Here is a 13,201-nt window from a genome sequence, read left to right on the forward strand (position 1 = left end):
CTAAAAAGTATTGAGCCTAACCAACATATTTTAAAAAATAACATCAATGAATGCATTTTTATTCTTTTGCTAAGCCTGTTTGCTCTTTGAAGGATTGGATACTCTCTATAGCTCTCGCAGCAAGTGCTTCATTCTTATCTTTCTTGCTCCGCATTCTCTTCTCAAGATTAGGCAACAAACCAAAGTTCGCATTCATGGGTTGAAAATGCTCTGGGTCTGCTGTCGTAATATAATGCGCCATACTGCCCAATGTACTCAACTGTGGGAACACTAGACATTCTTCACCAAGTGCCATTCTGGCTGCATTAATGCCGGCTATAAGGCCCGAAGCAGCAGATTCAACATAACCTTCCACCCCAGTCATCTGTCCAGCAAAATACAGCTTCTCATTTCCCTTGGTTTGGTAGGTTGGTCTAAGAAGTCTAGGAGAATTGATGAAAGTATTCCGATGCATTACGCCATAACGGACGATTTCAGCATTTGCTAAGCCAGGAATCATACCAAACACACGCTTCTGTTCACCCCATTTAAGGTGAGTCTGAAACCCAACCAGATTATAAAGTGTTCCTGCAGCGTTATCCTGACGAAGCTGTACAACTGCAAACGGAAGTTCACCTGTGTGTGGATTCACCAAACCTACGGGTTTCATTGGGCCAAACAGAGCCGTTTGTTTACCACGTTTCATCATGACTTCTATAGGCATACAACCTTCGAAATATACTTCCTTCTCAAATTCTTTAAGTTCAGCTACCTCTGCAGCAATCAAAGCGTCATAGAATGCATTAAACTCTTCTTCATTCATAGGACAGTTTAAATATGCCGCCTCACCCTTATCATAACGAGATGCCAGATATACTTTATCCATATCAATGGAATCTTTTTCGATAATTGGGGCTGCTGCATCATAGAAATAGAAGTACTCCTCACCCATCAATTCGCGAATCTGTGCTGACAACGCAGGAGATGTGAGTGGCCCCGTCGCCATAACAACGATCTCAGAATCAGGTATATGTGTAAATTCTTCATTAATGACTTCTATTAAAGGATGATTATGAAGTGTCTGCGTAATCTCTCCTGAAAAACCATCTCGATCTACTGCGAGTGCCCCACCAGCTGGCACTGCATTTCGATCCGCCGCTCCAAGAACTAGAGAATTCAACATTCTCATTTCTTCTTTCAAAACACCTACTGCATTCGTTAATCCATTAGCACGTAAAGAGTTACTACATACTAATTCAGCAAATTGATCTGTATGATGTGCCGGTGTCTTAACTACTGGACGCATTTCATACAACCTTACAGGAACACCTCGACTAGCAATTTGCCATGCGGCTTCACTACCGGCAAGTCCTGCACCAATTACGGTTACTCTTTGTGGTTCTGTCAACTTCATTACCCCCTGCGATTCTTCATTCTGCGTTATCATCGTTGTCTTCAACCAATTCAACATGGTCACAAGCTGTACACTTCAGTTTATTTCCTTGTTTATTACGTTTCTCTACCATTAGAGCATTACATATTGGACATGGCTTCAGTGATGGACGATCCCATGATACGAAATCACATTCAGGATAACGATCACATCCAAAGAAAATCCGTCCTTTCTTGCTACGTCTCTCTACGACGTGTCCTTCTTTACATGTAGGGCAAGTAACACCTATATCTTTGATAATAGGTTTCGTATTCCGACAGTCAGGGAACCCTGAACATGCTAAAAATTTACCGAATCTACCTAATTTATATACGAGGTGTTTGCCACATTTCTCGCAGATTTCATCAGATACTTCATCTTCAATTTCGATTTCCTTCATTTCTTCCTCAGCGACTGCTAGACGTTTCTCAAATGATTCATAAAATTGCGCTAGAACTTTCACCCAATCTTGTGAGCCATCACCAACATGATCCAGATCGTCTTCCATATGAGCCGTAAATTCCACATTTAGAATCTCAGGAAAAAATTGTTCCATCTGTTCAATAATTAATTCACCCAACTCCGTTGGCATGAATTTTTTTTCTTCCATCGCGATATAACCACGTTTTTGTATCGTCTCAAGCGTTGGGGCATATGTACTTGGACGTCCTATACCTAGTTCTTCTAATGTCTTAACGAGCCGAGCTTCCGTATATCTTGGAGGAGGTTGTGTAAAATGCTGTTTAGGTTCAACATCTTTTTTGACCAACTGATTACCAGGTTCAAGAGCTGGCAAGAATTTATCATCATCCGTTGTTCCATCATCATTACCTTCGACATATACCTTCATGAAGCCAGGAAATCTCACCTTAGAACCTACAGCTCGAAAAGTTGCCTTACCTACCGTGATATCCACAGAAAGCGTATCCAGTATGGCAGATGCCATCTGACTAGCAACAGCGCGTTCCCAGACTAGCTTATATAGTCGTAATTGATCGCGACTTAAATAGGCTTTAACACTCTCAGGTTCTCTTAGAATTGATGTTGGACGAACAGCTTCATGCGCTTCTTGCGCATTGGCAGATTTCTTAGAGAATTGTCTTGGCGTTTCTGGAACAAAATCTTCTCCATATTTGCTTCCGATCAGTTCTTTAATTTCTTCCGCTGCGGACGTCGCAATTCGAGTGGAATCTGTACGCATATAAGTGATAAGACCCACAGTACCCTCTTTACCTAATTCGACACCTTCATAAAGTTGCTGAGCAACAGACATCGTTTTGGCTGCGCGAAAGTTAAGCTTTCTTGCTGCTTCTTGCTGCAATGAACTAGTCGTGAACGGTGCAGACGGATGTCTTTGGCGTTCCTTCTCTTTGACATCACTAACTGTATATGATGCTCCCTCGATCTCATCCATTACTTCCTGCACATCAGCGGCACTAGACAATTCTTTCTTTACCCCATGAAGACGGTGAAACTTCGCTTCAAAAGAGGTATCACCCTTGGCCAACTGTGCTGTAATGCTCCAATATTCCTCAGGTACAAAGGCGTCGATCTCATTCTCACGATCCATAATAATCTTAACAGCTACGGATTGAACACGTCCTGCAGACAATCCCTTTTTGACTTTCTTCCATAATAGAGGGCTAATCTTGTACCCTACTAATCGATCTAGAATTCTTCGAGCTTGTTGTGCATTCACCAGGTCCATGTTAATTTTACGTGGTGTTTTAAAAGCATCCTTCACGGCTTGCTTTGTAATTTCATTAAACACAACACGACAATTCTCTGTCACATCAACATCAAGTGCATGTGCCAAATGCCATGCAATAGCTTCTCCTTCGCGGTCAGGGTCAGCTGCGAGATAGACATGTTTAACTTTTTTACTAGCATCTTTTAATTCCTTTAAAATAGAACCTTTTCCACGAATCGTAATATATTTAGGATTAAAGTCATTCTCAACCTCTACGCCAATCTGGCTTTTGGGTAAATCCCGTATATGACCCATGGAGGCTTTAACAATATATTTACTTCCTAGATATTTGCCAATCGTCTTCGCCTTAGCAGGCGACTCTACGATGACTAGTGAATCTGCTGCCATTGACTCATCTCCTCTCCAACAATAAAACCTTCGATCTCAAACACCACATTATATGATCTTATATTTAGCACCAGTTAATTGGGTAATTTGCTTTTTTATGATTAAAGATAACAGAACTGAATGCAAATGTCCAAAATCCCAGTGGCTTAAGCATAGCAATTGATCCAATGTAAAAGGTCCCTGCTCGAGTATATGGTATAGTTCAACCTCATCAGTTGTCAAATCCTTATATAATGAACAAAAACTTTTTTCCTCTCCTATGGTCCCTACTTTGCTTGCTTTATATAGAAGAGATTCATACTCTTCCAGCACATCTTTCCCACACGTTACCATTTTTGCTCCCTGTTTGATCAATTCAAGAGTACCCTTGCTCTTAGGTGAAGTTACAGGTCCTGGAACAGCGTAGACATCGCGCCCTGCTTCCATTGCGGCATCTGCCGTAATTAGTGATCCACTTCGTACATCTGCCTCAACAACCAAAGTTCCTACACTCAACCCTGCTATGATTCGATTTCGTTGTGGGAAGAGACCGGGATGTGATGGGGTACCTAATGGATATTCTGTCACAATTAACCCTCTTTTGGCAATTCTCTCAAATAAAGAACGATTTTCTGCAGGGTAAATCATGTCCATTCCTGTTCCCATAACCGCAATTGTATTCCCGCTACAGTTCAATGCAGCTTCATGACAAATACTATCCACTCCTTTGGCCATACCACTTACAACGGTCAAACCAGCATCACAGAATTGTTCAGCTAGCATGGATCCTACCTTTCGTCCGTAAGCTGTAGGGATACGTGTCCCTACCATAGCTATAGCAAGCGTGTTAAGAAGCTCACGTTGACCGAGACAGTATAATACCCATGGTGGCTGATGGGTTTCTTTTAACAATTTAGGATACTGCTCATCTAAAATAGTAATCACTTCAATGCCTCGTTTGAACAGTTGTTCCGATCGGATCTCCATCCGTTCTTTCGACAATTGTCTTACGACAGATTCTGCCTTATCTTTCGTTAATCCGGCATTTTCCCAATCCTGATTGCTATACTTCAACATTTCATGCGAGAGAGAACCTTGATTCAATATCCGTTCAATACTTTTCCATCCAATCCCATCTAACTCATGCAGTGCTACAAGTAGCGATTGCTCTTCACTAATCATACTCATATTCTCCTCCTTTAATTGGTGCGTGAGACCTACCCTTTAACGGATCTCAGCAAAAATAACGCAAAAAAAAGCAACCTTTCATACCCCAAGGGGAATAAAAGGTTGCTTACCTAGTAAGCTCATTATACATGAAGAAATATTACTGTGTCATGCATTTATCTAACATACCACGTGATTCAAGAACACTCACCAATGTAGATCCCATTTCTGATGGTGTAGGTGCTACCTTGATGCCACACTCCTCAAGCTTGGCAATTTTCTCAGCAGCAGTTCCCTTACCTCCGGAGATGATTGCACCTGCGTGTCCCATCCGTTTGCCAGGAGGGGCAGTTACCCCGCCAATAAACCCAACGACAGGTTTAGTCATATGCTCACGAATCCACTCAGCAGCTTCTTCTTCTGCCGTTCCACCAATCTCACCAATCATGATAACTGCATACGTATCAGGATCTTCATTAAAAAGATTCAGAATATCAATGAATTCGGATCCCTTAACAGGGTCTCCACCGATCCCTACTGCAGAAGATTGGCCTATTCCACGCGTCGTCAATTGATGGACAGCTTCATAAGTTAAGGTTCCACTTCTGGAAACAACCCCAACATGTCCTGCACGGTGGATGTAACCTGGCATAATCCCAATTTTACATTCCCCAGGCGTGATCACTCCGGGACAGTTCGGTCCAATTAGAACAGTCTTCTTACCTTCCAGATACCGCGATACCTTGATCATATCCAATACAGGTATTCCTTCAGTAATACAAATAACAAGATCTAATTCCGCATCCACGGCTTCAAGGATCGAATCTGCAGCAAAAGCAGGTGGGACATAGATTACACTTGCTGTCGCACCGGTTGATTGTTTCGCTTCTACAACCGTGTTGAACACGGGTAAGCTAACAACCTGGCCATCTTCTAATGTAATATCTACATTAGTACCCCCTTTACCTGGAGTAACACCACCCACCATTTGGGTACCATAATCCAAGGCCCCTTTGGTATGGAAAAGACCTGTCGCACCCGTAATACCTTGGGTAATGACTTTTGTATGTTTATCGACTAAAATGCTCACGATTACTTCACATCCCCTATCGATTTAAAAGTAACTGTTCAAAAAGTCGGCTATTCAGCACCGAAAAGGTTAGTTCAGACCGAAGAAGGAGTAGCGGAGTGTAGGTAACCTACATGAGCAACGGACTTCGAGGAATGAAATAAGATTTGATGCCGAATATTCTATAGACGTTACTTCGTGATCAATAGACGTCTTTTTGAACAACCTCTAAAAAGTAACTATTTTACGAGCGAAACAATTTTTTGTGCACCATCAGCCATGGAATCCGCAGATACGATGTTAAGTCCCGACTCGGCTAATATTTTCTTACCAAGTTCAACATTCGTTCCTTCTAATCGCACAACCAGTGGACGAGTTAGTCCAAGCTGTTTAGCTGCCTCAACGACACCATCAGCGATAACGTCACAACGCATAATTCCACCAAATATATTAATAAATATTCCTTTTACTTGCTCATCAGATAAAATAATTTTGAAGGCTTCTGTCACTTTCTCCTTCGTTGCACCGCCCCCTACATCGAGGAAGTTAGCCGGGTCTCCACCATAATACTTAATGATATCCATCGTCGCCATCGCAAGACCTGCTCCATTAACCATGCAACCAATATTACCATCTAATGCAATATAGCTTAGGTCGTATTTAGAGGCTTCGATTTCCTTCATATCTTCTTCATCTAAATCACGTAGCTCTTGAATGTCTTTATGACGGAATAATGCATTAGAATCAAAATTTAGTTTCGCATCCAGTGCAATAACATCCCCGCCACCTGTAATTACAAGAGGGTTGATCTCAGCAATAGAACAATCTTTATCCACAAAAGCGCTATATAACGCCATCATGAATTTAGCAACCTTGTTCACTTGTCCATTCGGAATATGAATAGCATACGCCAATTTGCGAGCTTGGAACATTTGTAAGCCAATCGCTGGATCAATGACTTCTTTAAAAATCTTCTCTGGTGTTTCAGCAGCTACTTCTTCAATCTCAGTACCGCCTTCTTCTGACACCATCATCACAACACGCCCTGTTGCACGGTCAACAACAACACCTACGTAATATTCTTTCTTAATATCACAGCCTTCTTCAATTAAGAGGCGCTTAACCTCTTTACCTGCAGGCCCAGTCTGATGAGTTACTAATACTTTACCAAGAATTTCTTCTGCGTAAGTACGTACTTCATCCAAATTTTTAGCAACTTTGACACCGCCAGCTTTCCCACGGCCTCCTGCATGAATTTGGGCCTTTACGACCGTTACCGGACTTCCCAAAGACTTTGCAGCTTCTACCGCTTCTTCAACGGTATAGGCAACTTTTCCGTTAGGAACGGAAACACCATACTGTTTCAAAACTTGCTTTCCTTGATATTCATGGATATTCATTAATGGATCCTCCTATCAACATGACTGCAACAAGTCGAGACTCCCAAGTAGAAGTGACTAACTCTTCTTTAGAGAAAAGAAAGTCCCTTTCTGCAAGAAATATAAGGTTATATACCATTATAAATGGATACTCCTTACATTTAAATTGGAAATAAATATAAGCCCAACTCATTGTATCACGTTTTTAAAACGCTTACCTTAATATACCCATATGGAATAGACACTCTTTTGATATCGATTTCATCCCTTATTGCGAATAATTGGGAATATATAGCAAATTGATTCTTTAGTAATTCAGATTGAAGTGCTTCTTAATTGACAAATCAACTTATTCAATCTAAGATTTATGTAATAATTATATATTTGTAAAAAAGGAAGCACCTTTTTCTAATGAGAAATACGAGTTAATCACGTATCCATTATATAGAAGAGAGGTGTTTTATTTATGTATGGAAAAATGCATAGTGCGTGTTTATATGGTATTGATGGCGTAATAATTCAAGTGGAAGTGGATATATCTAATGGGTTACCACAGACTGCTATTATTGGTCTTCCTGACTCTGCAATTCGTGAAGCTGTTGAACGTGTTCGAGCTGCCATTAAGAACTGCGGATTTCGATTCCCAATGCAAAGAGTTACGATTAACTTAGCCCCAGCTGATCTCAGAAAGGAAGGTTCTGCATTCGACCTAGCGATAGCATTAGGTATTCTAGTAACTAGTGGTCAGATTGTTCTTCCTTCAGACATCCGATTACTAATGATCGGTGAGCTTGCATTAGATGGCACATTACGACCCGTGTCCGGTGTTCTCTCTATGGTAGATCGTGCAAAACAAGAAGGTTTCAATGCGGTTCTATTGCCAGAAGAGAATGGTGCGGAGGCTATTCTAATCAAAGATATGCATGTTTTTAGTCTTGGACACCTAAGAGAACTATTGTATCCGAGCGGCATTCAGGCGAAGACAGGTAGAAAGGACACCGATCCTCCTGTCATCCTTGAATCATTGGATTTCCTTTACAAGCCCTCTACCTCAATTCCTATAACGTCAGCTTCCGACTTCCATGTTGCCAATTATGAAGATTATAGCGATGTTCTGGGACAACAACATGTGAAGCGAGCTCTTACGATTGCAGCTGCAGGCATGCATAACATTCTGCTAATCGGCCCTCCAGGAACTGGAAAAACAATGCTAATTAAACGTCTACCTACTATACTACCTTCTTTATCTGAACAAGAAGCTCTAGAGACAACCAAGATCTTTAGCGCGGCCGGTAAACTAAAAGAACCTTCCGCGGGCTTACTGAAGCGACGACCTTTCCGCTCACCTCACCATACGATCTCAGCTGGGGGACTCATTGGCGGAGGTACAATCCCTAAACCAGGAGAAGTCAGTCTTGCCCATCGAGGAATCTTGTTCCTCGATGAGCTTCCTGAATTCTCACGAAATGTGTTAGAAGTGTTACGCCAACCCTTAGAAGATCGAGCTGTAACGATTAGCCGGGCGAGAGCAGTTCATACATTCCCAGCTCACTTCATGCTAGCTGCTTCCATGAATCCATGTCCGTGCGGCTATCTTGGGTCTGATCATCCTGAGAATCGCTGTACATGCAGCGACACACGTACCGCTAATTATCGAGCCAAAATTTCAGGTCCATTACTGGATAGAATCGATCTTCAAGTAGATGTTCCTCGCCCTAAAGAATGGACAAAGGAGAGCTCAAGCTTATCTTCTGAAGAAATGAAAGAGCAAGTATTACAAGCCCATAGTATACAACAACGACGGTATCGGCATTTACCATTCTCCTATAACAGTGAATTAGCAGGAAGACATCTTCGGCATTTTGCTGCGCTATCGTCAGATACAGCCTCCATGCTGCAAGATACATTAGAAGCATTGGGTCTCAGTATGAGAGCGTATGACAGAATTCTGAAGTTAGCCAGAACGATTGCAGACCTGGATGCCAAAGACACAATCTCGGCCTCACATGTTGCAGAGGCTATTCAATATCGGAATTTGGATCGCCAACAGAATTCGGGTGAGGAAGTGTGACCTATTCCTTGGTTGACAAATGAATCTCATGTTCGATGTACACTGCTGGTCCCGAGACAGCAATTTCTTCAGGAGTAACATCTAATTGTGAGACCAAACCTTTCACATAACCACAAATACCTGAATTGCCTGCACCGGCTTCTGGCTTCTTCACCCCGCTATCTTTGCTTACCATTCCAAATCTCTAATATCTCTTGAAAGGAAAGATATGTCTTTTTTCTCGTTAATCCCTTCTTTTTTTAGGGCTTCCACCGCTATAGAGGCGTCCTGATGGGTTATATATATACCAATGCATAATTGATTCATACTATTCACTCCTTTTCACCTTACTTACATTGCCTTATTAACTATTCTCAAATTGAAATAAACGAATAGTATTCGTATATAATGGTGTAAGATGTTTACTTGGTAAGACTAAAGCAAGAAATCCCCGTACTGAATATGTATTCAGTACGGGGATTTCTGTTGTATATTCTACTGCTACTGTCACATGTCTAATATTGATAACACACTTCAAAGAAGATGTCAGAAATGTGGACCTGGAACCGCTAGTTCATGACGGGACTGGAAGTCAGTCTGAAGAGAAAGAACAGCTAACTCTTCGTCCAGATCGTTATGAAGCAGGAACTCCTAACACAGTAGGGATTGCAGGCTTACGAGCCTTTCTGTTGGACCAACAAACCCATGTGTAGCATTGTATGTATGCATTGAATATTAAAAAGCTTCTGTAATATGCTCCAAGTTAGCTACAGTCATATCAGCATGTAACAGAACGGCGATCACATCAAAACGTATCATTGTAGTAACTAAATCAGCTTGTTTATACAATAGGTAGACTTCAGCTGTTTTACGCACTTGATTAATTTTGTGCACATTCACAGACTCTGCCGGTGTACCATACCTTGAATTTCCACTACGGCTTCTTACCTCTATAAAAATTAAGAAATTATCTTTGCGAGCCACAATATCTAACTCACCACTTCGGCATCGCCAATTGCGATCTATTATTTCATATCCTTGTTCTAGTAAGTAACTAGCAGCTTGTTCTTCCGCGACAGCACCTTTTTCCTTACGTTTATCTTTTGTACGTCCATGATCAACGTCCATGGCGGTGCCTTCCTTCTTTGGCTAAGCTATCTGTTCGATAGACATACGAGAGTACTTCAGCCACAAGTTGATATAATTCAGCAGGAATCTGTTGATCAAGATCTAGTTGAGATAAGACTTCTACTAAAGCTGCGTCTTCTTGTACAGGAACACCATGCTCTTTCGCCTTCTCAAGAATAGTCTCTGCTAGTCTACCACTCCCTTTGGCTACAACAATAGGAGCTTCGGATTCGCCAGGTACATATTTCAGTGCAACTGCTCTTTTCTTAGAGAGCGCAACTTCTTCCTTAGACATTTCACTCATATCCGCATATCCACTCCTTTATAGGTAGGAGGAATATACTCCGACGTCACGCTACCCTGTTTACTATCTATTTCAGATACTTTAGGTATAGGCAACGGTTCCGCTTTGAGGCTAAGTAACTGGTAGCCAATGGAGTGCATAGCTTGAGATATTTCTTCACGACGATCTTCGATAAGGGATGTCATCCATTCATGATCATTATGGATTTTCAGACTAACGATTTTGTCGACCACTTGGACATCTACAAGCGTACTACCTAGATGTTTCATATCTAGATCAAACCATAAACGACAATTAGATGCATCTAGTTCTCCTTTTTTACCCCGACGAGCCTGAATATGAACAGACGCTGTCTCCTGACCATCCTGTCCATTCAGAGGAATAAACATCGTGACTTGTGCAAATGGAGCTGTGCGGTCTGTATTTAACAACAACTGCTGACCGGTCATATGCTGAACAAGCTGTTGAGCAGCTTCCTTCAATGCAGGAGGAAGATCTGTACGATCCACCAATTGTAGAAGAAGACCCTTTAATGAGTCCTGATTCAGACCGGCTATCTCTGTTCTTACCCCCTGTCCAGCTACAGTAGGCATAGAGTTAACTCCGCGAAGCACCGCTTCTGGCATATTTTTAGCCAGTTGGGCTAGGTTCGCATCGTTTGCAGCCTGAGTTACTTGTGTTTGAGCAGCTAACGGTGCGTTAGCTGTTGGTGTAGCAGCGTTCGATTGAAGCGCTGCAGCCGTAGTGCCTAGCGGCGCACTCCCCGCCGCGGCTGGCCCCTGCGGGGCTTGCGCTTGCGGCGACGTCGTGCCGCTGCGCACAGCCTGTTGCTCGTGCTCCGCACCGAGCAACTTCAACATGCGCCCTACCCAAGGGGCTTCGCCTTGGGTAGGCGCGGGCTGTAGCGCCGCCGACTGCGTAGCTGGCGGCACTACACCGCCGCCACTTGGCGTAGCCGTGGCGGGTTGTGTCGTCGCCGCTGCTGTGCCCTGCGGCGACGAGCGAAGCTGCTGTAACACATCCTGCAGCTTCGCTAGAAGTGGCTGCAACGGTGTTGCAACAGCGGTGCTATTCGATACCGCTGTTCCCAAGGTTGTCGCTGCCGTAGTGTTCCTCTGCCCGGCATCACCGACAGTTTGCGTCTGCGTTCCTTGGGCGGTCTGAGCCCCTACTAGATTCCCTGACTTCCCAGTCGCATCCTGATTCCCTAACGTTCCAGGCAATGGTGTTGCTCCTAAGGATGATTGAAGTTCTGCTTTTCCATTGGGTTGAGCTGCCTCGCCTAAATTAGCAACTAGCAAGGTAAGCTGTTCACTTAGACCGGATAACAGTTGGTGTAGTGGAGGACCAAAGACAGCCTGTTGCAACCCTCTCACACTTTCCCCACTCATGGGAAGTCCTCGTTGAAAAGCGATAGCGGCGGATTGAAGCCATTGCTCTGAAGATACCCCTGGTGGCTTCTCCATCATAATACCTTTAAATAGTGTTACATTATCCTTCGTAAGAGGTACACCACTGGCTTGAAGCGTCTGAATCATTTCACGATTAGCTTTTGTATCAGTTAGACCTACCGCCGTTAATACCTCGCCCATAGACTTGGCAGAGATTGATGTATAAGGAGAATCACTTAAAGGCTTTAATACCATCGCTCCATCCTCTGCTGGAGGTTGGACTTGCAATAATGTAGCCTGTCCTTGTTGTAGGGGTGTTTCTACCTTAGCATGAACTTTCACACCCTGAATTTGGATATCTGCTTCTGTACCATCCTCAGAGACGTTTAGAACTACGCCACGAACTACTTGTCCCGTCTTTACATCTAATTGTTTCATATCCCCCGGTTTGCTGTCACCCAACAAACCTCGTATTAATGATCCGATATTCACAGTTCTTCCTCCGTTTTCAAATCGCTCTTTCTCTCTATATCGGCCGTTTACCCAATTCGCTTAAGCACTTCTTTTTTAAAACAATGTTTGTTTCTCTGCCTCAAGGTTCTTAAGAAAGCTACGACGATGCATCGGTGTTATTCCTAAATCCATAATTTGCCCTCTATGTAGTTTCGTTGCATACCCTTTATGGATCGCGATTCCGTATTCGGGATACATAGCTTCCCAAGCTCCTTCACACAGTCTGTCGCGCGTCACTTTTGCAACAATAGAAGCTGCTGCTATGGACTGGCTGTTAGCATCTCCTTTAATGATGGAAAGCTGTGGAATATCAGAATCCACCTTTTCTGCATCCACAAGTAAAAAGTTAGGTGTCACTGATAAGCCTTCTAGGGCCTTTTTCATAGCTAATCTGGATGCCTGCTTAATATTAATTCGATCAATGGTAGCTGCATCTGCATATCCAACACTTACTGCAATAGCCTTCTCCATAATGACATCGTATAAATAATCACGTTTTTTCGCACTTAGTTTCTTAGAGTCATTAACGCCATCAATCAACAGACCTTGTGGAAGAATAACGGCTGCTGCGACTACATCACCAAATAGACAACCTCTTCCAACTTCATCGATGCCTGCAATATATGAATAGCATTGTTCCCAGTAATTTGTCTCATATTGGAGCATGTTAATCTTGTCACCTTCTGTTTTACTCACTAGATTCACACGTTCC

12 protein-coding genes and 1 pseudogene are annotated in these 13,201 nt (G+C 42.8%); 2 read left to right on the forward strand and 11 right to left on the reverse strand.

What is annotated here, in order from left to right; all coding sequences use genetic code 11:
• Positions 1-58: 58 nt before the first annotated feature.
• The 5 genes from trmFO to sucC form a co-directional block, all read right to left on the reverse strand.
• Complete coding sequence (trmFO, locus tag AC1D69_RS11375) at positions 59-1,387, reverse strand: FADH(2)-oxidizing methylenetetrahydrofolate--tRNA-(uracil(54)-C(5))-methyltransferase TrmFO (RefSeq protein ID WP_495456274.1); 1,329 nt, start codon at positions 1,385-1,387, stop codon at positions 59-61.
• A gap of 22 nt (positions 1,388-1,409) precedes the next feature.
• Complete coding sequence (gene topA, locus AC1D69_RS11380) at positions 1,410-3,509, reverse strand: type I DNA topoisomerase (RefSeq protein ID WP_495456275.1); 2,100 nt, start codon at positions 3,507-3,509, stop codon at positions 1,410-1,412.
• A gap of 48 nt (positions 3,510-3,557) precedes the next feature.
• Positions 3,558-4,667 carry a DNA-processing protein DprA gene (gene dprA, locus AC1D69_RS11385; protein ID WP_495456393.1) on the reverse strand — a complete coding sequence of 370 codons (1,110 nt, stop codon included), beginning with the start codon at positions 4,665-4,667 and terminating at the stop codon, positions 3,558-3,560.
• A gap of 148 nt (positions 4,668-4,815) precedes the next feature.
• Positions 4,816-5,745: a succinate--CoA ligase subunit alpha gene (sucD, locus tag AC1D69_RS11390; RefSeq protein ID WP_495456276.1), complete on the reverse strand. Its 930-nt coding sequence runs from the start codon at positions 5,743-5,745 to the stop codon at positions 4,816-4,818.
• A 218-nt stretch (positions 5,746-5,963) separates the two neighbouring features.
• Positions 5,964-7,124 (reverse strand): ADP-forming succinate--CoA ligase subunit beta, encoded by a 1,161-nt coding sequence (sucC, locus tag AC1D69_RS11395; protein WP_495456277.1) that lies wholly within the window; start codon positions 7,122-7,124, stop codon positions 5,964-5,966.
• A gap of 445 nt (positions 7,125-7,569) precedes the next feature.
• Here sucC and AC1D69_RS11400 point away from each other — a divergent pair, with 445 nt between their 5' ends.
• A complete protein-coding gene (locus AC1D69_RS11400; RefSeq protein ID WP_495456278.1) occupies positions 7,570-9,174 on the forward strand; it encodes a YifB family Mg chelatase-like AAA ATPase in 1,605 nt (534 codons plus the stop codon).
• A 1-nt stretch (position 9,175) separates the two neighbouring features.
• On the opposite strand, the gene AC1D69_RS11405 is transcribed toward AC1D69_RS11400, so the two are convergent.
• Positions 9,176-9,349, reverse strand: coding sequence for a hypothetical protein (locus tag AC1D69_RS11405; protein ID WP_495456279.1), 174 nt, complete (start codon positions 9,347-9,349; stop codon positions 9,176-9,178).
• Positions 9,343-9,480: a hypothetical protein gene (locus tag AC1D69_RS11410; RefSeq protein ID WP_495456280.1), complete on the reverse strand. Its 138-nt coding sequence runs from the start codon at positions 9,478-9,480 to the stop codon at positions 9,343-9,345. The genes AC1D69_RS11405 and AC1D69_RS11410 overlap by 7 nt, the downstream gene beginning before the upstream one ends.
• A gap of 224 nt (positions 9,481-9,704) precedes the next feature.
• Here AC1D69_RS11410 and AC1D69_RS11415 point away from each other — a divergent pair.
• Positions 9,705-9,836, forward strand: a pseudogene (locus AC1D69_RS11415) (cysteine desulfurase); the annotation flags it as partial.
• A gap of 52 nt (positions 9,837-9,888) precedes the next feature.
• On the opposite strand, the gene AC1D69_RS11420 reads toward AC1D69_RS11415, so the two are convergent.
• From AC1D69_RS11420 to rnhB, 4 genes are all read right to left on the reverse strand, one after another.
• On the reverse strand, positions 9,889-10,281 hold the full coding sequence (locus tag AC1D69_RS11420; protein WP_495456281.1) for a YraN family protein: 393 nt from the start codon (positions 10,279-10,281) through the stop codon (positions 9,889-9,891).
• On the reverse strand, positions 10,271-10,585 hold the full coding sequence (locus AC1D69_RS11425) for an EscU/YscU/HrcU family type III secretion system export apparatus switch protein (protein WP_495456282.1): 315 nt from the start codon (positions 10,583-10,585) through the stop codon (positions 10,271-10,273). Before AC1D69_RS11425 ends, AC1D69_RS11420 begins: the two co-directional genes overlap by 11 nt.
• On the reverse strand, positions 10,582-12,468 hold the full coding sequence (locus AC1D69_RS11430; RefSeq protein WP_495456283.1) for a TP0910 N-terminal domain-containing protein: 1,887 nt from the start codon (positions 12,466-12,468) through the stop codon (positions 10,582-10,584). Before AC1D69_RS11430 ends, AC1D69_RS11425 begins: the two co-directional genes overlap by 4 nt.
• 75 nt (positions 12,469-12,543) lie before the next feature.
• Positions 12,544-13,185: a ribonuclease HII gene (rnhB, locus tag AC1D69_RS11435; protein ID WP_495456284.1), complete on the reverse strand. Its 642-nt coding sequence runs from the start codon at positions 13,183-13,185 to the stop codon at positions 12,544-12,546.
• Positions 13,186-13,201: the final 16 nt, after the last annotated feature.

The organism is Paenibacillus sp. Y301 (assembly GCF_059445505.1).

Coding starts and splice junctions, on each gene's coding strand:
- topA (WP_495456275.1), bottom strand. CDS start 3,509: ATGGCAGCAGATTCACTAGTCATCGTAGAGTCGCCTGCTAAGGCGAAG.
- sucC (WP_495456277.1), bottom strand. CDS start 7,124: ATGAATATCCATGAATATCAAGGAAAGCAAGTTTTGAAACAGTATGGT.
- AC1D69_RS11400 (WP_495456278.1), top strand. CDS start 7,570: ATGTATGGAAAAATGCATAGTGCGTGTTTATATGGTATTGATGGCGTA.
- AC1D69_RS11405 (WP_495456279.1), bottom strand. CDS start 9,349: ATGGTAAGCAAAGATAGCGGGGTGAAGAAGCCAGAAGCCGGTGCAGGC.
- AC1D69_RS11410 (WP_495456280.1), bottom strand. CDS start 9,480: ATGAATCAATTATGCATTGGTATATATATAACCCATCAGGACGCCTCT.
- AC1D69_RS11420 (WP_495456281.1), bottom strand. CDS start 10,281: ATGGACGTTGATCATGGACGTACAAAAGATAAACGTAAGGAAAAAGGT.
- AC1D69_RS11425 (WP_495456282.1), bottom strand. CDS start 10,585: ATGAGTGAAATGTCTAAGGAAGAAGTTGCGCTCTCTAAGAAAAGAGCA.